The organism is Filimonas zeae, assembly GCF_014641615.1.
In the GTDB taxonomy this organism is placed as follows: Bacteria; Bacteroidota; Bacteroidia; order Chitinophagales; family Chitinophagaceae; genus Filimonas; species Filimonas zeae.
In genome coordinates this window covers 1-20,980 of the sequence record NZ_BMIB01000005.1, presented here as the reverse complement: position 1 = coordinate 20,980, position 20,980 = coordinate 1, and the positions used below count along the sequence as shown (strand labels likewise).

21 protein-coding genes and 2 tRNA genes are annotated in these 20,980 nt (G+C 44.7%); 16 read left to right on the top strand and 7 right to left on the bottom strand.

Translation table 11 applies throughout. From position 1 onward, the window contains the following. Positions 1 to 33: 33 nt before the first annotated feature. Together IEY13_RS23775 and IEY13_RS23770 are read left to right on the top strand one after the other, a co-directional pair. Entirely contained in the window at positions 34 to 741 is a 708-nt protein-coding gene (locus IEY13_RS23775) for a hypothetical protein (RefSeq protein ID WP_188957051.1), read from the top strand. A gap of 20 nt (positions 742 to 761) precedes the next feature. Further along, positions 762 to 1,148, top strand: coding sequence for a DUF4890 domain-containing protein (locus IEY13_RS23770; protein WP_188957049.1), 387 nt, complete (start codon positions 762 to 764; stop codon positions 1,146 to 1,148). Between the two features lie 50 nt (positions 1,149 to 1,198). Here IEY13_RS23770 and IEY13_RS23765 read toward each other — a convergent pair whose 3' ends face one another. Next, on the bottom strand, positions 1,199 to 2,200 hold the full coding sequence (locus IEY13_RS23765; protein ID WP_188957047.1) for a lipid A deacylase LpxR family protein: 1,002 nt from the start codon (positions 2,198 to 2,200) through the stop codon (positions 1,199 to 1,201). Between the two features lie 140 nt (positions 2,201 to 2,340). Between IEY13_RS23765 and cysC the strand changes: the two genes are divergently transcribed. Both cysC and IEY13_RS23755 read left to right on the top strand, forming a co-directional pair. After that, positions 2,341 to 2,910, top strand: coding sequence for an adenylyl-sulfate kinase (gene cysC, locus IEY13_RS23760; protein WP_188957045.1), 570 nt, complete (start codon positions 2,341 to 2,343; stop codon positions 2,908 to 2,910). Then, a complete protein-coding gene (locus IEY13_RS23755; RefSeq protein ID WP_188957044.1) occupies positions 2,910 to 3,734 on the top strand; it encodes a sulfotransferase family protein in 825 nt (274 codons plus the stop codon). Before cysC ends, IEY13_RS23755 begins: the two co-directional genes overlap by 1 nt. Positions 3,735 to 4,098: 364 nt before the next feature. Here the strand turns inward: IEY13_RS23755 and IEY13_RS23750 are convergent, their stop codons facing one another. Continuing rightward, positions 4,099 to 5,190, bottom strand: coding sequence for a Kelch repeat-containing protein (locus IEY13_RS23750; RefSeq protein ID WP_188957042.1), 1,092 nt, complete (start codon positions 5,188 to 5,190; stop codon positions 4,099 to 4,101). Between the two features lie 113 nt (positions 5,191 to 5,303). Beyond that, complete coding sequence (locus IEY13_RS23745; RefSeq protein WP_188957040.1) at positions 5,304 to 5,876, bottom strand: Crp/Fnr family transcriptional regulator; 573 nt, start codon at positions 5,874 to 5,876, stop codon at positions 5,304 to 5,306. A 95-nt stretch (positions 5,877 to 5,971) separates the two neighbouring features. Between IEY13_RS23745 and IEY13_RS23740 the strand changes: the two genes are divergently transcribed. Further along, on the top strand, positions 5,972 to 6,727 hold the full coding sequence (locus IEY13_RS23740) for a type 1 glutamine amidotransferase domain-containing protein (RefSeq protein WP_188957038.1): 756 nt from the start codon (positions 5,972 to 5,974) through the stop codon (positions 6,725 to 6,727). 155 nt (positions 6,728 to 6,882) lie between these two features. Here the strand turns inward: IEY13_RS23740 and IEY13_RS23735 are convergent. After that, positions 6,883 to 6,954, bottom strand: a tRNA-Glu gene (locus IEY13_RS23735). Positions 6,955 to 7,018: 64 nt separating this feature from the next. Then, positions 7,019 to 7,090 (bottom strand) — tRNA-Glu (locus IEY13_RS23730). Positions 7,091 to 7,281: 191 nt separating this feature from the next. Between IEY13_RS23730 and gap the strand changes: the two genes are divergently transcribed. The 6 genes from gap (at position 7,282) to IEY13_RS23700 (ending at position 12,484) form a co-directional block, all read left to right on the top strand. After that, entirely contained in the window at positions 7,282 to 8,295 is a 1,014-nt protein-coding gene (gene gap / locus IEY13_RS23725; protein ID WP_188957036.1) for a type I glyceraldehyde-3-phosphate dehydrogenase, read from the top strand. Positions 8,296 to 8,363: 68 nt separating this feature from the next. Next, positions 8,364 to 9,575: a phosphoglycerate kinase gene (locus tag IEY13_RS23720; protein WP_188957034.1), complete on the top strand. Its 1,212-nt coding sequence runs from the start codon at positions 8,364 to 8,366 to the stop codon at positions 9,573 to 9,575. A gap of 91 nt (positions 9,576 to 9,666) precedes the next feature. Next, the gene (locus tag IEY13_RS23715; protein WP_188957031.1) at positions 9,667 to 10,386 is read left to right on the top strand and encodes a hypothetical protein; all 720 of its coding nucleotides are present in this window, start codon (positions 9,667 to 9,669) and stop codon (positions 10,384 to 10,386) included. Then, on the top strand, positions 10,364 to 10,840 hold the full coding sequence (yidD, locus tag IEY13_RS23710) for a membrane protein insertion efficiency factor YidD (protein WP_188957030.1): 477 nt from the start codon (positions 10,364 to 10,366) through the stop codon (positions 10,838 to 10,840). The genes IEY13_RS23715 and yidD overlap by 23 nt, the downstream gene beginning before the upstream one ends. Continuing rightward, on the top strand, positions 10,840 to 11,715 hold the full coding sequence (locus IEY13_RS23705; protein WP_188957027.1) for a hypothetical protein: 876 nt from the start codon (positions 10,840 to 10,842) through the stop codon (positions 11,713 to 11,715). The genes yidD and IEY13_RS23705 overlap by 1 nt, the downstream gene beginning before the upstream one ends. Beyond that, positions 11,660 to 12,484 carry a hypothetical protein gene (locus IEY13_RS23700; RefSeq protein ID WP_188957025.1) on the top strand — a complete coding sequence of 275 codons (825 nt, stop codon included), beginning with the start codon at positions 11,660 to 11,662 and terminating at the stop codon, positions 12,482 to 12,484. Before IEY13_RS23705 ends, IEY13_RS23700 begins: the two co-directional genes overlap by 56 nt. 80 nt (positions 12,485 to 12,564) lie before the next feature. On the opposite strand, the gene IEY13_RS23695 is transcribed toward IEY13_RS23700, so the two are convergent. After that, entirely contained in the window at positions 12,565 to 13,032 is a 468-nt protein-coding gene (locus tag IEY13_RS23695) for a TM2 domain-containing protein (RefSeq protein WP_229687993.1), read from the bottom strand. Between the two features lie 178 nt (positions 13,033 to 13,210). On the opposite strand from IEY13_RS23695, the gene IEY13_RS23690 reads away from it, so the two are divergent. From IEY13_RS23690 to IEY13_RS30325, 3 genes are read left to right on the top strand one after another with little or no spacing between them, the layout of a single operon-like run. Next, complete coding sequence (locus IEY13_RS23690; protein WP_188957023.1) at positions 13,211 to 13,801, top strand: LemA family protein; 591 nt, start codon at positions 13,211 to 13,213, stop codon at positions 13,799 to 13,801. Positions 13,802 to 13,810: 9 nt separating this feature from the next. Continuing rightward, on the top strand, positions 13,811 to 14,275 hold the full coding sequence (locus IEY13_RS23685; protein WP_188957021.1) for a TPM domain-containing protein: 465 nt from the start codon (positions 13,811 to 13,813) through the stop codon (positions 14,273 to 14,275). A gap of 4 nt (positions 14,276 to 14,279) precedes the next feature. Next, on the top strand, positions 14,280 to 15,056 hold the full coding sequence (locus IEY13_RS30325) for a TPM domain-containing protein (RefSeq protein ID WP_188957019.1): 777 nt from the start codon (positions 14,280 to 14,282) through the stop codon (positions 15,054 to 15,056). A gap of 84 nt (positions 15,057 to 15,140) precedes the next feature. On the opposite strand, the gene IEY13_RS23675 is transcribed toward IEY13_RS30325, so the two are convergent. Beyond that, positions 15,141 to 17,630, bottom strand: coding sequence for a M1 family metallopeptidase (locus IEY13_RS23675; protein ID WP_188957017.1), 2,490 nt, complete (start codon positions 17,628 to 17,630; stop codon positions 15,141 to 15,143). A 258-nt stretch (positions 17,631 to 17,888) separates the two neighbouring features. Between IEY13_RS23675 and IEY13_RS23670 the strand changes: the two genes are divergently transcribed. Together IEY13_RS23670 and truA are read left to right on the top strand one after the other, a co-directional pair. Next, positions 17,889 to 19,046 (top strand): proline and serine-rich protein 1 family protein, encoded by a 1,158-nt coding sequence (locus tag IEY13_RS23670; RefSeq protein WP_188957015.1) that lies wholly within the window; start codon positions 17,889 to 17,891, stop codon positions 19,044 to 19,046. 9 nt (positions 19,047 to 19,055) lie between these two features. Then, on the top strand, positions 19,056 to 19,805 hold the full coding sequence (gene truA / locus IEY13_RS23665) for a tRNA pseudouridine(38-40) synthase TruA (RefSeq protein WP_188957013.1): 750 nt from the start codon (positions 19,056 to 19,058) through the stop codon (positions 19,803 to 19,805). Positions 19,806 to 20,980 lie beyond the last annotated feature (1,175 nt).

Here is a 20,980-nt window from a genome sequence, read left to right as displayed (position 1 = left end):
CAATTTGCCTTCATTAAAACAAAACATACCATTATGAAAAAAGTACGTATTCTTAGCCGCAGTGTTGCTGCGTGTGCGTTGTTTACCCTGCTGCTTACTTCCTGCCGTAAAGAGAACAGTAGTGCAGAAGTTACGGAGGAAGACGTGGCCGATGTAATAACCCAGGCAGTGGCGTCCTCTTCGGGCGGTGTTACCGCACAAACAACAGATGCTGCCCGCATAGCTGCAAAATATAGTACTGCCTGCGGTGCGGCTAAAGACACCAGCATTGTATATGTAAATGCTGCCAATGCTGCTGTTACCTATTCGCTTACCGCCAGCTGGCACTGGTCGCTTACCTGTGGAGCCAGCCCGTATTTCGATTTTACGTATAATGGCAATACGGTGTATGATGCACCACGTATGTCCAGCAATGATAAGGTTGCTGCTACTTTAAGAATTAGCGGACTGGGCGCGGCTTCTGCTGCTTATACAGCCAATATGCAAATTACCCGCAATGGGTCGCAAACCTCTAAGGTGCGGAACAAAAATGTGTTTACCAGTTTGCTTACCCTTACAGGTACCGATGTGGCAGTGAGTAAACAAACCTTGCTGGTTGACTCCGGTACGCTGGCGGTTACTTTTACAGGTTCCGGAACCGGTGGCCGCAGCTTTGCTTTTGCAGGTAAACTGGTGTTTAAAGGAAACAGAACGGGTGTGCTTACGCTTAACAGCGGAGCCAGCTATACAATTAACTGGTAACACATAAAAACATACAAAAGATGAAAAAGTATCTGTATTTACTGCTGATAGCTTTGTTGTCCTGTGCTTTGGTGCAGGCGCAGGCTTCCGAAGAATTAAAAAATACCACGCCGGAGCAGCGGGCAAAGGTTCAGACGGATCTTATGAAAACAAAGTTGCAGCTGAATGAGGAGCAGACCGCCAAAGTGGGGGCTATTAACCTTAAGTATGCAAAGCAAATGGAGCCCGTTGTAAAAAGCGGGGGCGGCAAGCTGGCTAAGTACCGGCAGGCTAAAAAGATAAATGAACAAAAAGAAGCGGAGTTGAAGCAGGTGCTGACAACGGAGCAGTTTGAGACTTATGAGGCGGTGAAAGAGACAATGAAGGAGGAGATGAAGAAAAAGATGAAAGAGAAAAAACAGTTATAGTTCCGGGGGGAACATGTACCTGCAGGGTCGCCGCCAGCGACCCTGTTTTTTTACCAGGCCAGTTGCAGCGAAATAGTACCTACTGAGTGCGGGCGTATGCCCTGGGCTTCCCGGGTACGCAGGCTTTGCATAAAAAGCACAGAGGCACGGCCGGAAGAAGCCATTACACCAAAGTCAAACCTGCCTACCCATTTTACCGGTTGCACAGAATGGTGGCCTCCATGAACCTTACCACGGTAGGGGGATTCCTTATTAAACATTCCACCCTGAAACAGGGCATTGTAAAGCATCAGCTGCGCCCCGGGTTTAATAATGGCATGCAGCTGCCAGCGTTTGGCATCACCCGGTGGAGGCGTATATTGTTGTATAAGGCCGGAGTAGTAAGGCGATCTTTTGCCCAACCGCAGTAACCCATATACGTAGCCGCTGTTTTGCATAGTGCCCGCCGCCAGTTGTGCACCTGCCGATACGTCCAGTAAGGAATGTTTATCATACAATCCTTTTTCTACAGTAAAGTTATAATTCAGCAACAGGTCGGTAGGCATCTGGCTATCCCAGCCACGGGGTGTAATAAAGCCGAAGGTTTTGTGTATAAACTTCTGAAACCCTTCTGCCAGGGAGGGAGGGCCCATAACGCCCACTATAATTTCGCTTTGCAGGTTCAGCTTTTTGAGCGGATTGGCAGAGTGAAAAGTATGTGCTGCAAATAAGCCGCCTGCATACGGATAGTCATTTGCCGGTGGAAAAGGGGTTTTCAGCTGGTTGGGGGTGTACATTACCTGCATAATGCCCCAGCCATAGGTGGTAATGCTGCTATCGCCCGCTTTGGGCAGCAGGCGGTAAAGTAAAGAACGTTGTTTTGCGGGTTGGTAAAGCAGGTCAATGCGTGTACCGTTGGTGTAGCCTTCATCGCTACCCATGCCACGTATGTCAATTCCGTCATTATCGTCAAAGCCTCTTAAAAGATGTTTGTATTCCTGTGCCTGTGGGTAAAAAGCAACAGATAAAAACATCACCAACAGCCATACAGGATACCGGATTTGCCTGTTCATCTACACAATAATTTCATTCGTCTGCTAATATAGTTACTTCCACTGTATTAACAGATGTACAGCATTTGCCGGGGCATCAAAATGTATGTATCCGTAATCTTTAGGTGGGTGCAAACAGTTGCAAATAAACCATTCTGATTATGATTGTACAATTATGTGGTATGTCTGGCGCCGGTAAATCTACACTGGCAACACTGGTAAAGGGCAGGTTGCAGCAGCATGGTATTAAGGTGGAAGTGATTGATGGCGATGACTACCGGGAGGTGTTGTGTAAAGACCTTGGTTTTTCCCGTAAAGACAGGTGCGAGAATATCCGCAGACTGGGGTTTGTGGCAGGCCGTTTGGCTGCGCATGGTGTGGTGGTTATTATCAGTGCTATTAATCCATATAAAGAAGTGCGTGAGGAAATAGCGAAAACCTATGAGGATGTAAAGACGGTATTTGTGGATTGTGCGGTTGACGAACTTATTAACCGGGATACAAAAGGGCTATATCGTAAGGCGTTGCTGCCGGAAGGGCATCCGGATCGTATTGGTAATCTTACCGGCATCAACGATCCCTTTGATATTCCCGCTTCGCCAGACCTCTATATTAACACGGCTTTACAGGAGGTGGAGGAGAGTGCAGGCAGGTTGTTTTACTTTATTACTTCTGAACTGGCAGGGTCTCTTTTCTTTTTTAAAAAACAACACGCACAACGGTATAGTTAATGAATAACAATGTATTGGTAATTGCAGGAATGCACCGCTCCGGAACGTCTTTAATTACACAATGGCTATATCGCTGCGGGTTATCTGTGGGGGAGGAGCTGATGGGAGAGGGTATTGGTAATGAGGAAGGACATTTTGAAGATATGGATTTTGTAAGGTTGCACGAAGGGTTGCTTCAACAACATGACATGTCTGAAACCGGCCTGTGGCTGGAAAAGCCACCCGTGCTTACGAAAGAACAGCAGCAGCAGGTGGCGGCACTGGTGTTAGAAAAAAATGACAACCATGCCATATGGGGTTGGAAAGACCCGCGCACCTGTTTGTTTCTGCCTGCTTATCAGCAAGTGTTGCCGCAGGCAAAGTATCTGATTATTGTACGCGATTATAAGGAAGTGGTAAACTCGTTATTATCGCGTGAGTATAAAAACGCAGCACAGCAATATGCGCAGAAGGGGTGGTTTAAACGTTTGTTGTGGAGCGCGATAGAAAGCCGTAGCCGCCGTAAACTGATATACCGCAAGCTGGCTCCGGTTTTTTTGAAAGCCTGTGTGGTTTACAACGAAGCGTTACTGGAGCATCTGAAGCAGATACCTGCTTCGCAAAGGTTGGTGGTAGATTATACGATGTTAAGCAAAAATGATAGTGTTGTTTTTACGCATTTGCAGCAGCAGTGGCAACTGCCTTTGAGTTACCGCCCCTTCAGTGATATTTATAAAGCGGGCCTTATAACACCGGTAAATGTTTTTCACCCTTATATACAGGATAAGGCTTTGCTGCAACGGGCAGAACATGCGGAGCGTAAACTGCGGGAAGTGATGGGGTAACCGGCTGACCTGCTTTGCGTTAATGGTAAACTGTACTATACTGTTTGGTGTTTTTTATAATGCCGTCTGGCTGCTTTATACTGCCTTCCTGCAGGTAAAAAGGATGGGCGGTGTTATAAAGAAGCCGGACGGCGATTCTTTTATTATAGGGCATGGCGGCAAAAAGTGACGCGCATACCGATTTATTAGCGGCAGAACCGGTAAAAGATATTTATCTTACACCCGGTTTTACATAAACAGAACACAAAGCCTTTTAAAGGCGTTTAGTATACAAGCTTCTATGCAGCAGTGCATAGTGTTTTTCTCATGTGTAACGGGGGGTGTATCCACATCCCCTTTTTTATTGCCGTTACCTGAGAGGCAGTTAGTCTGCCGCATCTACCGTTTGGTTAGGCATAAACTCCTGAAAATCATCCATAGCCTGGCTGCCGGTAGCACCGGTGCCTACAAAACCGCGGTTATGTACAGAAAAACCCAGGGCTTTGGTACGGGCGGCTCTTTCCAGTGGTGTTCTGCGGGCCCACTGGTTGTTGGCAAAATCGTACCGCCAGGTGCTGGAGATAAGGATGCCCCTGTTATCGCCCGCTGTGTAATAGCCGTAATCGCCAATTACAAAGGCGCTACCGTATTGGCGGCAGATGTCTGTATAATCATCGTCTCTGCTATCATCCAGCTCATTAATCAGGTTGCCCTTGTACTCCCATTTAAGGGTGGCGCTATCCATAGCCCACATATCGGTTACTTTATCAAAGCTGCTATAGCCACCAAATACATAGGCTTTGTTTTTATGTACGAACACAGAAGCTCCCTGGCGCTTGGTGCCACTGAGTGCAGTTACTGCACGCCAGCTGTTGTCTTCCGGATTGTACTGGTAATTGTCTTTCTGTGTATTGGCGCCGTCATCGCCTGTAGTAATATAACCTCTGCTGCCAAAGCCAAAACCTACGGCATACTGGCGCGGACTGCCAGGGAAGTCGGCTTTCTGCTCCCACTTAGTGCCATCAAAGGCGTAAAAATCTTTCAGCATGGTATACCTGTCAGCACTCATGCCTGTGCCTACATAACCAATATTGCCAATATTAAACCCTACGGCATAAGCCCGGAACCCGTTTGGGCCAGGTAACTCTTCCACCTGTGTCCATGTATAATTTTCCTGTGTATTGCCCTCGCTTACCGGAGGCATGTTCAGCTTCCAGAAGTCGCGCAGAAAACCGTTTTTAATAAGGTCATCCCCGTGCTCATTTTTATACGTCTGTACATTCTGATTAAAGCCGGTTCCTATATAGGCGGTATCGTTAATAACAAACGATACGGCGCCGGAGCGGGCAGGCCCGTCCAATGTGCCTCTTCTTACCCAGTTGCCTGCTTCGGTATCGGGCGTATCGGGGTTTTTAGTACAGGAAAATGTAAGCAAGGCTACGCCCACTGTAATGGCAAAACATACAGTTTTTTTCATAAACTATTAAATGAATGAGTAAATGATGATGACAGTCAGGAGCTCCTGTAACTGTTATACGGCGTAGTATGGAAATGTGTTGGGTGCGGGAAAAATGTTTTTACAATACTTGTTCAGGAGTGTAGCCGGCTGAGTGTTTCGCGCGATACACCTATGTAAGAAGCTATAAGTGCTTTAGGCACCCTTTGTATTAAAGTAGGATATTGTTGTAGTAGTTGCTGATAGCGCGATTGTGCATCGTTCTTTAACAAAGCCATTACCCGGTTTTGCATATTGAGAAAACCGGAGGTAACCTTCATGCGCGAGAAGTGTTCAAACTTGTGCATCTCGCTACACAGCTTATTGCGATCGCTATAGGAAAGTTGCAGCAGGGTAACCTCTTCCAGACATTGAATGGCAAAAGTAGCTGGTGTTTGATGGTGGAGCGCCTGATAATCAGATACCCACCAGTTTTCCATAGCAAACTGCCAGATATGTTCTTTGCCATCCTCATCGGTAAGAAAGGTTTTGAGTAAGCCTTTTACCACAAAGTATTCATTGTGTACACGGTCGCCTGGGTGCAGTATAATGGTGTGTTTTTTATATTTCTTCGGTTGAAAATGCGAACACAGGTATTCAAACTCCCCATCGGTAAGGGTAATCAGCTCCTGCAAATGTGCTCTGAGTATAGAAAATGCTTCGGTCATTATTAAATAGATGTGATCTGTGTCACTTTAAAACTGTGCGCTATGTCCTTTACCGGTCAGGCAGGGGGTACTAGCTTTGTAACAAAATTAAGGATATGAAAAAGATGATGAGATATGTAATGGCATTGTTGCTGCTGGCAGTGCAGCAGGTTTATGCGCAAACTGCACAACCAAAGAAAGTATTAATAGTAGTAACCTCGTTTGGCGAACTGGCCAATGGCGATAAAACCGGTATCTGGCTGGAAGAATTCAGTACTCCTTATTATAAGTTAACAGAAAAAGGAGTGCAGGTAACTATCGCTTCTCCCAAAGGCGGCAAGGCTCCCATAGATCCTAAAAGTACTTCAGAAGCCTTCCTTACCCCTTCTGCCAAAAAGTTTCTGGCAGATGCGGCAGCACAGGAGCGTTTAAATAATACGGTAACGCTTGCTTTAATTAAAGCTTCAGATTACGATGCAGTTTTCTACCCCGGTGGTCACGGCCCTATGTGGGATTTACCGGAGAATAAAACCTCTATCGCGCTTATCAGTGGACTTATTCAGAAAGGCAAGCCTGTTGCACTGGTATGTCATGCACCTGCTGCTCTTAAAAATGTAAAACTGGCCAATGGGGAATATCTGATAAAAGGAAAAAGAGTAGCGGGTTTTACCAATAGTGAGGAAAATGCAGGCGGCTCAGTGGCAATGACTCCTTTTTTGCTGGAAGATATGCTGAAACAACGCGGTGCCAAATATGAAAAAGGTGCGGACTGGCAACCTTTTGCCGTACAGGATGGCTGGTTAATTACGGGCCAGAATCCTGCTTCTGCAGAACCTGTAACGGAAAAATTGCTGGCGGCACTGAATAATTAAGGTGTTTGGGCGCGGAAGGAATAGGAAAAGGGCGTTTCCGGATCAGGCCGGGGCGCCCTTTGTTGTGTTGGAGGGTATAGGCATAAAAAAACCTCTCACTGCGGNTGTTGGAGGGTATAGGCATAAAAAAACCTCTCACTGCGGAGAGGCTTATGTACCACGTACGGGAATCGAACCCGTCTCTCCTCCGTGAAAGGGAGGTGTCCTAGCCGATAGACGAACATGGCGGCTGATAAAAAACGCTTCTCAGCTGAGAAGCGTTTTTTATAAAATTTCCTTCAACTTTACCTGTACCACGTACGGGAATCGAACCCGTCTCTCCTCCGTGAAAGGGAGGTGTCCTAGCCGATAGACGAACATGGCAGTTGTAATAATTCTTGTGTAAGAGCTTTCCCGAAACCGTTATTGTGATTTGGGAGTGCGAAAATAGAAAACTGTTGATTATTACCAAATTTTTTCTTTAAATATTTGAAAAAATAATTTGCTCTTTTTGCTCTCCCCCTAATATACCCGTAAATTCGCCATGCTTTTTAAAACCAATAAACTAGTAAACAATGAGCACAGTAAAAGTTGCGATCAATGGATTCGGACGTATCGGTCGCCTGGTTTTTCGCCAGATTTACAACATGGAAGGAATTGAAGTAGTGGCCATTAACGACTTAACCAGCCCTAAAGTACTGGCGCACCTGCTGAAGTACGACAGTGCTCAGGGTCGCTTCGATGCTAATGTTACTTATTCTGACAACTCTATCACTGTAAACGGTGAGGAAGTAAAAATATACGCACAGAAGAACCCTGCTGAAATTGGCTGGAAACAGCACAATGTAGACGTGGTTCTGGAATGTACAGGTTTCTTTACCGATAAAGAAAAAGCGGAAGCTCACCTGACTGCCGGTGCTAAACGTGTAGTAATTTCTGCACCTGCCACAGGTGACCTGAAAACCATCGTTTTCAACGTTAACCACAACATCCTGGACGGTAGCGAAACCGTTATCAGCTGCGCTTCCTGTACTACCAACTGTCTGGCCCCAATGGCGCAGGTACTGGACGAGAAATTTGGTATCGTTGCCGGTACTATGACTACCATCCACGCTTACACCAACGACCAGAACACACAGGATGCTCCGCACCCTAAAGGTGATCTGCGTCGTGCACGTGCTGCTGCACAAAACATTGTGCCTAACAGCACCGGTGCTGCAAAAGCAATTGGCCTGGTTCTGCCTTCTCTGAAAGGTAAACTGGACGGTAGCGCACAACGCGTTCCTACTTTAACTGGTTCTTTAACTGAACTGGTTACTGTATTAGGTAAGAAAGTTACCGCTGAAGAAATTAACGAAGCTATGAAGGCTGCTGCTAACGAAAGCTTTGGTTATACGGAAGACGAAATCGTAAGTTCTGATATCATTGGTATCAGCTACGGTTCTCTGTACGATGGTACGCAAACCAAAGTAATCAGCGCAGGTGATGTACAACTGGTGAAAACTGTAAGCTGGTACGATAACGAGATGAGCTATGTAAGCCAGCTGGTACGTACTGTAAAATACTTTGCAGGTTTAATTAGCAAATAAGTTTCTAATAAAGAAGGGCCGGAAACATTTCCGGCTTTTTCTTTGTATTTCTTCTGAAAAACCGGACTATGAGCAAATTCTCCGATTATAACTTCGCGGGCAAAAAAGCCCTGGTGAGGGTAGATTTTAACGTGCCTATCAAAGGCGGTAAAATTACCGACGATACACGTATTAAAGCGGCACTGCCTACTATTGAAAAGATTTTGAAAGATGGTGGTAGTGTTATTCTGATGAGCCACTGGGGCCGCCCTATTAAAGACATGGAGAAGAAGCCTGAGTTAACCAAGGCTGATTTCTCTTTAAGCCGTGTAGTGGATCATTTATCACAACTGTTGAACAAGCCGGTACTGTTTGCAGATGACTGCATCAGCGAAGCGGCACAGCAGCAGGCTGCCGGTTTACAGCCAGGCCAGGTATTACTGCTGGAAAACCTGCGTTATTACAAAGAAGAAGAAAAAGGTGATAAAGGCTTTGCTGAAAAACTGAGCAAGCTGGGTGATGTATATGTAAACGATGCATTTGGTACTGCACACCGCGCACATGCTTCTACAGCCGTAATTGCTGAATTTTTTCCTGCCGGCCAGCGCGTGTTTGGTTTACTGATGGAAGCAGAAGTAGATAGCGCAGAGCGCGTACTGCACAAAGCAGACAAGCCTTTTACTGCTATTATTGGCGGTGCCAAGGTTTCTGACAAAATACTGATTATTGAAAACCTGCTGGAACGTGCTACCGACATCATTATTGGTGGTGGTATGGCTTACACGTTTATGAAAGCTATGGGCGGTAAAATTGGTAACTCCCTGTGCGAAGACGATCGTTTGGAAACCGCACGCGAGCTGTTGAAAAAAGCAGAAGCCAAAGGAGTAATGCTGCACCTGCCTGCAGATTCTATTATTGCAGATAAGTTTGATGCCAACGCAGAAACTTCTTCTTCTACCAGCGATAATATTCCTGATGGCTGGATGGGACTGGATATTGGCCCCATGGCTGCTGACCAGTTTACCAACGTAATCAAAAAGTCTAAAACCATTCTGTGGAACGGTCCTATGGGCGTTTTTGAAATGGAGAAGTTTCAGAAGGGTACCAAAACAATTGCAACTGCAGTAGCAGAAGCAACTCAGGGCGGTGCTTTCTCGCTGGTAGGCGGTGGCGACAGCGTTGCTGCGGTTAACCAGTTTGGCTATACTGATAAAGTAAGCTATGTATCTACCGGTGGTGGTGCATTGCTGGAGTATTTTGAAGGTAAAGAATTGCCTGGTATTGCTGCGGTTAAGCAGTAATGCTGCGTAGTAAATAAATTCCTGAAAACGGCCGGATGCAACTGCATCCGGCCGTTTTATTTATATTCGCGGCTGACGACCCAAATCCAATATGATGAAAAATCTCTGGCTGTTTATTGCCTGCATGCTGTTACCGGCATTGTTCTCCTTCAGGCTACCCCCTTTTTATCTGGTGAATAAGGTATATACAGAATTGGAGACCCGCCAGTTAAAAGAAGGTAAATACATGACTGTAAAAGGGGAAATCTGCTACGAAGCGAACGGAAATATGGTAAGCCATTATTTCTATCCCAAAGATTATGTACTGCTTTCTAACAGTAAAGGTGAGGTAAAGCTATACGAGCCATCTACTAACACGGTAGTACTTACACAGAATAATGCTTTCAGCTCGCAGACTTCTGAGTTTTATTACTTCTTTGCCGGCAAGCTGGCTGATATGGGCCTGAATGAGATTGGTTATGTACAGGAAAAGGTGTATCCCGAAAAAGACCTTATGGTATCGCTATGGAAGCTGAAAAAGCCTGATGCCAAAAGGCAGGTGCAGAAAATTAAACTGGTACACCAGCGTCAAAGCCCTGTTTATATGCACTATGAAGATGGTAAGGGAGCTATTGTACGTAAAGTATACTATTACGGATATACGCAGTTGCAGGATGTGGCCTTTCCTGCTACCAGTACAGAGATTATCTTCAGCGGTAAAGATTCAACGGTAACCAAAACCAATTTCCGCAATTTTCGCCTTAACGAGCAGGCTACCAGCCAGTACTTCAACTATAAGATTCCTTACAATGCCAAAATTCAACGGTTATAAACATCTGGTGCTTCCGGCTGTGTTTTGGGTGGTACTGCAATGCACCTGGTATACGGTACATGCACAGTCTGCCGCTGACATTCAAAAGGTAAAACAAGCCGGTTTTTATACGGGCGAACATTATTATACCAGAGCCGGTAACGATAAAAAAGTACTGCAAACACACAGTAATAACGGACTTGCCGCCTGGAACCCGGTTTCGCTTACGCTGAAGGGGCTTATGTTTGTGTATCAGCATGTGATAACACAGCAACTGTCTGCCAGCTGCCCTTACGAAATAACCTGTTCTAATTTCAGTAAAACAGCTATTAAAGAGTTTGGTGCATTAAAAGGCATACTGATGTCTGCCGACAGATTAATGCGTTGTAACCGCATTGCTTTAACGGAAATTTCTCCATTGAGCATTGATGAACATACAGGTGCCATTACAGACGACTTAAATAACTACAGATAATGGCGGGGCGAAGATTATACCGGCTGTTATTGCCATTGTTATTAGTTGGGGCCGTTAACGTGCAGGCGCAGTTGAATGGCGGCTTTAGCAGTGATATATCGTTTGCAAAATACCTGCATGATAAAGAGATGTATGCCCACGCACACTGGGTATTAACGCAGATGCCAGAGACCCGGCTGAGCTTGCCGCAGAAGGATTCTCTTTACTATTGGAGAGGTTGGAATGCTTATGCTTCTAAAACACTGAAGGTGGCTGCGGAAAATCTGATGCGGGTATCGGACAGTGCTGACTGGGCGCAGAAGAGTCATTTTTTTGGAGCCTATTGTATGGCGTATCAGAGGGATACGGCTGCTTACACTGCCGTACAGCATATTCAGCTGAAAGATTCTATAGAGCACGAACTCCGGTATTTTGAGCTGGCAGGTATACGGTTGTTGCAGCGTGATGTAAAAGCATATGATTCGCTCCGGAAACATTTTACATTCTCGTCCTATGTAATGGAAGGAGAAGAAAGAAAAATGGATGCTTACTATAACAAAATCATGCATCAGAAAAGGAAATCGCCATTACTGGCTGGTTTGTACAGCGCAGTTATTCCGGGTGCCGGTAAAATATATGCCGGTAAAAAAGGACAGGGTATCGGCGCCTTTTTTCCGGTGGCCTTACTGGCAGGTTTAACTATTGAAGCCTATAATGTCGGTGGTGCAAAAAGTGCACGTTTTATAACCTATAGCACCTTATTCAGCTTATTCTATGCCGGCAACATATGGGGCAGCGTAGTGGCTGTAAAGGTGAAACAACGCGAACAGAATAATTACTATGACAACCAGATTCTACTTAATATGCATATTCCTTTGCGCAACCTGTATAATTAAGGCGCAGCAGCCAGACTGGATGGCTGTTGCTGATAGCTTATATGCGGGGGAGCAATATTTTGAAGCAGGTATTTTTTGCGAACGGGTATTGTTTGAGCAGCAGCAGCCAGATGTAACAACAAAGGCCATTCTGCTGGAAATTAACTGCTACAAAAATCAGGAACAGTTTGATAAGGCTGCCCGCTTTATAGCCGCCGCTCAAACTCGTGCTGTTTCTGATACCCTGCAAAAGGCCCTGTATACTGAGCTTACCACCTGTTACTACCTGGCCGGAGATTTTGATAATTGCATTGCTGCTGCAGACAGAGCTGCTGTGTTATATGGCAATACAGGCGGCACCCGATGGATGAATCTGCTGAAGCTGCTATCGCTGAATGAGCAGCAGCGCTGGCAGGAAGCCGCTGTTTTATACCGGCAGCAGGTGCCGGGAGATACACTTACTGACTACTACGCGCATATACCCCATTTAAAAAACGAAGACAAAGCCAGCTGGCTGGCAACATTTATTCCTGGTGCCGGGCATTTTTATGCTGGTAACACTCTGGAAGGCATCACTTCTATTTTACTGCAGGGGGCAGGCGTGTATTATGGCGTTACAAGCTGGTTAAATGGATACTATATTTCCGCGTTGCTGGCAGGTGGCGGTGTAGCAGGGGCTTTTCATTTAGGAGGTGTAAAAAGAGCCTCCGAACTGGTTAAAATATACAACCGCAAAAAAACATATGAGTTTAATCAGCAGGTAAAGCAATCTGTAATAAGCCGCTGGTAAAAGGCCAGCAATAAAGCATGCAAAGCACAAAAAAGCCGGTACAATTGCACCGGCTTTTTTTGTAAGATGGTAGTTAACGCTTACCACATAAAAAATCTTGTGTTGTCAACATACTCACTAATGTCGTTTGCGTTGATAATCAGCACAACAAAGTCCACTAAAGGAACAATACCGAAGATACCACCACAGGTTAAGATGTAACCAACCCAGGTAAAGGTTTTAGTACCCAGATAAGCACGGTGAATACCTAATCCACCCAGGAAAAAGTCCAGTACAATGGCTAATACCGCACTCTTGTCGCCCGACTTTACAGATAAAACCGCGTTTTGCTGTTTTTTAGCAGCAGCAGTGTAAGTACCGGAAGCATCCAGTTCTGCCAGCAGGGCAGGAGAAGCTTCGCTGATATCTGCGCTTGCAGCAAACATGTTTTCAACCTGGCTGTCGTTAACAAAATACGCATCAGTGTTGGCTACAGTTGTTTCAGATGCGAAAGAAAAGATGGAAACAGAGCACGCGAGTGCGAGAGAAAGTAAGGCCTTCTTCATCATTGAATTTGGTTTAAGGTTAAATAATTGGGGTCAAATATATAAAAACAATTCAATCCAACTAATTGTAATCCAGCTACCATTCATCAAAATCAACTGACGTATCGTCATAAATTTTAAAGCGGGTATCAGCTTTGATGTGTTATCTTTATAAACGTTCAAATACCAAAAATTCGAAAAGATGAAAACAAAGTATCTTGCTTTGATTGTAATTGCGGCACTGGTTCTTATTCTGGGTGGTTGTGGCTGTAGCGGCTATAACAACATGATTCAGCTGGATGAAAATGTTAAAGGCAAATGGGGTAACGTACAGAGTGAATACCAGCGCAGAGCCGATCTGATACCTAACCTGGTAAGTACCGTAAAAGGCGAAGCCAATTTTGAACAGACAACTTTGCAGAACGTGATTGAAGCACGTGCCAAAGCAACACAGATACGCGTAGATCCTGCTGATCTTACACCTGAAAAAGTACAACAGTTTCAGCAGGCGCAAGGCCAGTTATCACAGGCGCTGGGTCGTTTGTTAATGGTAACAGAAAACTATCCTACCCTGAAGGCTAATGAAGCATTCCGTGGTTTGCAGGTGCAGCTGGAAGGTACAGAAAACCGTATCAAGGTTTCCCGTAATGACTTCAATACAGCTGTACAGGGCTATAACTCTGTAATTCGCCGCTTCCCTAATAACATTTTCTCCGGTATGTTTGGTTTTGCCCCTAAAGGCTACTTCCAGGCAGAAGCTGGTTCTGACAAGGCGCCTGAAGTTAAATTCTAACCAGATATCATGGCCGGACTATTCAGAAGAAAAAAGCCTGTACACTTTTTTTCTGTTGCAGAACAGGATAAGATTGTGCAGGCTATTAAAGCCGCAGAAAAGCTTACCAGTGGCGAGGTGCGTGTATTTATTGAAAGCAGATGCCGCTTTGTTGATCCTATAGACAGGACAAAGGAGTTGTTTGCACAGCTGGATATGGTAAATACTGCAGAACGCAATGGTGTGCTGGTGTATATTGCCCTGAAAGACAGGCAGCTGGCTATTTATGCAGATGAAGCTATTTATACACGCGCGGGAAAGGATTTCTGGCAGGAAGAAGTGTGGAAGATGCTGCGCATGTTTAATAAAGAAGATTATGCAGAAGGTATAGCCACGGTGGTGATAGAAATAGGAGAAGTGCTGTCGCAGCATTTTCCTTATAATGCAGCTACCGACAAGAATGAGCTGCCAGATGATATTGTATTCGGAAATTAAGAGAATGAAGAAGAAGCTACTTTATATACTACTGTTTGCCGGCGTTTGTATAAACGCTCTTGCACAGAATGTATTACCCAAACCCAACCCGCCCAGGCTGGTGGTGGATAACGCAAACGTATTATCACCCGAACAGAGAGATATATTAGAGCAACAGCTGGTTGCGCTGGACGATAGTACTTCTAACCAGATTTGTATTGTTACTATTCCTACACTGGATGATTATCCCATTGAAGATTATGCAGTAAGCCTGTTTCGCAGCTGGGGTATTGGTAATAAGAAAACCAATAACGGTGTACTGATTCTGGTAGCAGCCCGCGATAGAAAAATGCGTATAGAGGTAGGATACGGCCTGGAAGGTGCTATTCCGGATATTACCACAGCGTCTATTATTGATAATGATATGAAGCCCAGCTTTAAGAACGGCAACTTTTACCAGGGGCTGTCTAAAGCTGTTAACTCTTTAAGCAAAGCAGCAGCGGGAGAATACAAAGTAGCCCGGGAGAAAAAGAACAATCGTGATGGTGGTGGAGGCGGTGGTGGCTTTATTGGCCTTATAGTTATTATCATCATTATAGTGCTGTTATCTGGCGGCGGCGGTGGCGGCCGTGGTGGCAGAAGAGGAGGCGGTCTGTGGCCTTTGCTGTTTTTAGGTAGTGGTGGCGGTAACTGGGGCGGCGGACGCGGCGGCTGGGGTGGCGGCGGAAGCAGTGGAGGCGGTGGCTTCGGCGGTTTCGGCGGCGGCAGCAGCGGCGGAGGCGGTGCCAGTGGAAGCTGGTAATTGTTTAGATATACTGATTACATTCTATTACCAATAAAAAAATGCCGGAGCTAAACTCCGGCATTTTTTTTTACTGCCAGCTGATTATTTCAGCTTTTCTTCCAGCAGTTTTATTTCTTCTTCAATAGCTTTTTTATTTGAAGTGGCAGACAGTGAAGCCTGTTTCTTCTTCAGCAGTTGCTGCATGGCTTTAATAACAGCCGTGCGATATCGGGGAGCAAATGCAGCTGCCTGTCTGCTGAAAGCGTTTACAGCATTTAAAGCAGTTTTAAAATGATCGGGTTCCTGTACTTTGCTCAGGTAATTGAGTAAAGTAAAACTTTCTTCAAAACGGTCGTACATAGAAGCCCCGGTAAAGCGCTGATACATGCTGTCGAAGTCTGCCTCTGTTTTTGTATATACCGATACTTTTTCAATAGCAGCAGACAAATCATTTCTGGCATCTTTTTGTAACATTGGCAACAGAGATACAGCTTTGTTCTCGTTGATTGCTGATAAAGCAATTAACGCCGCACCAGCTACAGAATAAGAAGAGTCTGTAGTGTTTTTTAACAGAAAAGCTTCATCGCTGCTACGGCTAAGCAGTCCCAGTAAGCTAATAGCAGCAGCGCGGTTCAGACGGCGTTCGTCAGAACGGGCTAGCTTATCCACTTTAGCCACTATAGCATCAGACATAGTATAACCACCCAGATTTTTCAGTACCAGGTTGCGGATACCATGATAGGGATCGTTCAAGCCCATTAATATCAGCGCCTCTGCCGCTTTGGTATCTTCATCTGCATGTTCAATAACATATTCCAGTGCTTCTCTGCGGTCCACATAATTACCGGCATATTTATACTGATGTATATAGGCTGCCAGATTTTTGCTATCTTCTTTATCAGCCAATAATATTTTATCGCCATCTACATTAATGAGATCGGGCTTTGCAGTAACGGAGAATGCAAAGGTGTCAGATTTATTGCCAATCCATACAGTATGGCGTTTTTTCTGTGCGCCGTTATATACATCAATATCCACCGGCATACGGAATACCTTGTTGCTTACCTGCATCTGGTTGATGTATACATAGGCAGTTTTAGCGGTATCGTTATAATAGTAGTGGATGTTCAGGTGCGGGTGGCCGCTACCATAATACCATTGGTTAAAATACCAGTTCAGGTCCTGACCGGTTACTTCTTCAAAAGCCAGTCGCAGCTGATGTGCTTCAGCAGCTTTGAATTTATGCTGGGTAAGATAGCGGTTTAAGGAAGTGAAGAAAGCAGAATCGCCTATATAATGACGCAGCATATGCAGTATGCGGCCGCCCTTGTTGTAGCTTACCGCATCAAACATATCCTCATGGGTGGCATAATGAAAGCGAACCAGATCTTTATTATCACTGCCGCTGCGCAGATAGCCCAGCATATCGTTATAATTCTGCTCTTCTCCTGCGTCTTTACCATGTTTATAAGTACTCCATAGCGTTTCGCTGTAGTTGGCAAAGCTTTCGTTTACGGTAAGGTTGCTCCAGCTTTCTGCAGTTACCAGATCGCCAAACCATTGGTGAAACAGCTCGTGCGCTACATATTCCTCGTATTGGTTGCCATCAGTCAGTTCACGGGCGTTCTGCTGTAATTTATCGGTATGCAGGGTGGCCGTGGTATTTTCCATAGCACCGCTTACATAGTCGCGGCCTGTCATCTGAGAATATTTAACCCAAGGAAAATCTACGCCAAGGATGCGCGAGTAAAACGCCATCATTTCAGGAGTTAACCCGAATATCTGACGAGCAGTGGATGCATATTCTTTTTCTACATAATAATTAACTTCTTTGTCTTTATACTTGTCTTTGATAATGGCAAAGTCGCCTACCCCCATAAAAAACAGGTAAGGGGCATGCGGGTCGTTCATTTTCCAGGTATCAGTACGCGTACCGTCTGTGTTTTTTTTCTGAGAGGATAACAAGCCGTTGCTAAGCGTTACATATTTATCAGGAACCGTCATGGCAATTTCGTGAGTCGTCTTTTGGTTAGGCCTGTCTATCGTGGGGCACCATACACTGGTTGCTTCCGTTTCGCCCTGCGTCCATATCTGTATTGGTTTGCTTTTGTCTTCTCCCTTAGGATTAATAAAATACAATCCTTTAGCATCTGTAATGGCGGCACTGCCTTTAGCGCTATACTCGTTGGGTTTGGCTACATAGTCAATAAATACGGTGTAACTATCACTGGCAGTATAACTCTTGTCCAGCTTTATACGCAGGCTCAGCGAATCGTAAGTATATAGTAAAGGTTGGTGCTGGCCATTGCGTGCTATGGCAACCGAATGAATGTTCATGCCTTTGGCATCCAGCTGCAGCGAATCGGTAGCATAAAAATGTGGGCGCAGGGTAATCCATGCTTTACCATACATATAAGCCTTGTCGTAATCAAAGCGCACATCCAGTTTTGTATGTACCAGATCATTGGTTTTGGTGGCAGCAGCACGGTACAGCTTTTTCCACGGCTCCTCTGCTTTCGTTTTTTTGGCCTGTTCCTGCGCAGCAACGCCTAATGATGCCAGCACAGCAACCGATAACACAAATTTCTTCATGAGTTGTTATTAAAGCCATAAATGTAGCAAAATATCCCCCCTTATTTAAAGCTGGCTCGATTGTGGCGGGAATTAGCATATTTACGCGACTTACTATAGTTTTGTTTGTATTAAAAACGGGCTTTTCGAATGAATTTCCAATTTCCGGGCGTCAAATCCCTTCTGTTAGTATGTATTGTATTGCTTTGCCGGTTATCGGGGATAGCACAACAAAGTCATTTTATTTACATTCAGTCAGACAATAAGCAGCCCTTTACTGTGGCGCTCAATAAAAAAAATTACGCCTCCAGTGGAACAGGTTATCTGATCATTTCTAAAATACCCCCGGGCAGGCAAACTTTGGTGCTGGGATTTACCGGAAGCAAACAACCGGCTTTTGAGTTTGCTATGGAAGTAAATGCAGATGCAGGGTATGCGCTGAAGAACTATGATGAGAAAGGTTGGGGGCTCTATAATCTGCAATCAATGGCCGTGGTAATGGGCACCGCTTTGCTACAGGCGCTTCCCCAGCAACAGCCAGTTAAGCAGCAGCCGGTGGCAACAACGTCTTCTGCCCCTAAAACCACAGGTAACAATCAGTTTGGTGATATGCTTGCTCAGGCTGTAGATGATCCTGATCTGGCAAAAAGAAACACCCCTGCACCTGCTGATAAGTCTGCTACACCTGTAACGGCGGCCACAAAACCGGCCGTTAAACCTGCACAGAAACCTGCAACAGACACGGTAATAGCAGCAGAGGAAGAAGATGTAGCTGCCAATGCTTCTACTAAAGGAGTTATTAAGGCACAGGAAAATCAGGATGAGAAAGGCACAGGAATGGTGTTTATTGATTTTAACAATAAGGGCAGTGATACCGTTAAAATATTTATACCCGTGATGCCTCCTGTTGATTCTGTAAAAGTAGCAGAAGCAAAGCCAGAAGCGCAGAAGGAAGTGCCTGTGATGCCTACGCAGGCAGATACAGCGGTAGTGCCTAAAGAAACAACGGCTGTAAATAATCCTTTCTACAATAAGCCGGCAGAAGCTACTCCCACAGGCGCACAGGAAAAAAGAGAGCCTGAAATAGTAGATTCTGCGGTGTTTGAATTACCCGAGAAAAAAATTGCCAGCTACAACTCCAACTGTACGGGAGGAATGGCATCTGATAAAGATCTGGATAAGCTGAAGAAGCGCATGGTAGGAGAGGGAGGCGATGATAAAATGATAGCAGCCGCCAGAAAAGCCTTTAAATCGAAATGTTATACTACCGCGCAGATTAAAGAACTGGGGATGTTGTTTTTTACTGATGAAAGCAGGTATTCGTTTTATGATGCCTCTTATCCGTTTGTATACGACGTAGCCAATTTCAGCAGTCTGGAAGCCATGTTGCTGGAGGATTATTACAAAAAACGCTTCAGAGCTATGTTACGTTCGTAACTTTGCAGCATGCCCCGGTATTTTTTAGAAGTAGCATATAAAGGAACCCGTTACAGCGGGTTCCAGATACAGGATAACACTGTGACCATACAATCTGAAGTTCAACGAGCGCTGCAGGTAATGTTCCGGCGTGAGTTTGAGCTTACCGGCTCTTCCAGAACAGATAGCGGCGTACATGCCTTACAGAATTATTTTCATTTCGATAGCGACATCCTGTTCCAACCCCGGCAGATATATAATCTCAATGCCATCATCAACAGCGATATTGTAATAAAGAATATTATCCCTATGCCGGATGAGGCCCATAGCCGTTTTCAGGCCATTGCCCGGGAGTACCATTATTTTATATACGCGCAGAAAAACCCTTTTCTGGACGATCGTGCTTACTTTTTCCCTTATACACTAGATGTAAACCTGCTGAATCAGGCTGCTGCCATAGTGAAGGAATACAACGATTTCACCTCTTTTTCCAAACGGAATACACAGGTAAAAACATTTATATGTACCATCCAGCACTCACAATGGCAGCCTGGACCGGATAATACCATCTATTATCATGTAAAAGCCAACCGTTTTTTGAGGGGGATGGTGCGCGGACTGGTGGCTACCATGTTAAAGGTGGGAAGAGGAACGCTTACGCTGGAAGGCTTCCGGCAGGTGCTGGAAGCACGCGACTGTTCCAAAGCTGATTTCTCTGCTCCGGGGCACGGGCTTTTTCTGGCAGTCGTACATTATCCGGAGGATTTTTTTCCGGCATGATATTTATTATAGTGTGCTGTATAGAGACGTGTTTCATTTTCTCCCATAGCATACTGCACAAGTGATATTTGGAGATAACTATTTTTTCAGTAATGCAGAAAACTAAAGTTGCTGTTGGGAACAGTACGGTTGTGCTGAAAAAATGGGCGTTACTGCCGCGGAAAATCACAGTTGTGCCGGGAAAAAAGCTGTTATTGTCAGGAAGAATTGCGTTTGTGCTAAGAAAAATGCAGCACAGTCATTGAAAATTGCAGATATGCTGAGATAAATGTTGTTACTGGCCAAAGGAATTTCAGTTGTGCTGAAAAAGTGGTTAAAGCTATTGGGAATAATTATAGATGTGCTAAGAAAAAAGTCGTTACTGTTATAAAGAATTACATTCTGCTAAGAAAAAGGAGTGAACTGACCAGAGATATTACAGTTGTGTTACGGAAAAAGTGAGAAGTGCCAGAAAAAATTCCGGTTGTGCTGAAGGGCTGGACAGAGCTGTCCGTTTAAATGGCAGATGAGTTAAGATAAACTTTAGTAGCGTCCGGAAAAAAATCTAATGTGCTGAGAATAATATCAAATGTACCAGGATATTTTGCGGTTGCGATGATAAAAATGACTAAGCTGCCATAAACAATTACAATTGCGCTGAAAAAAAATCAACTACCCCGTTGAATCGCTGCTGTTACATTGGAAATATTTGGAGAAGCGCGGATAATGCCGGCTGTATTTCACTGTATTTTTTAACAAGCTGCCACTTAAATAGTAGTTCTTTGGAGAATTATATTTGGTTAGGAACAAAATCCTCTTATCTTTGCCGCCCGTTCAACGAAAACGGAAGCTCTTTAAAAGGTTGACAGTCAGGAATAAAAAGGTTCAGAAATCTGAAAATAAATTTGGAATTGAAACTTTAAAACTGCTACCTTTGCAACCCGCTTCAAAAACGGAACAGCTCTTAAAAGTATTGAAAATCAGAAAGTTACTCAGAAAGAAATTAAAAAATAATTCTAAAATAACTTTGGAAGATTGAAAATAAAACGCTTACCTTTGCAACCCGATTGAAAGTAAAAAGTCAAAAGGGAAAAGCAAAAAGGAAAGAGAAGTTCTTTAACTACAAATGATAACGGCATACGGCCTGAAGGTTCACAACCTTATTATCAACCAAATCACAGATGAAAATCAATGGT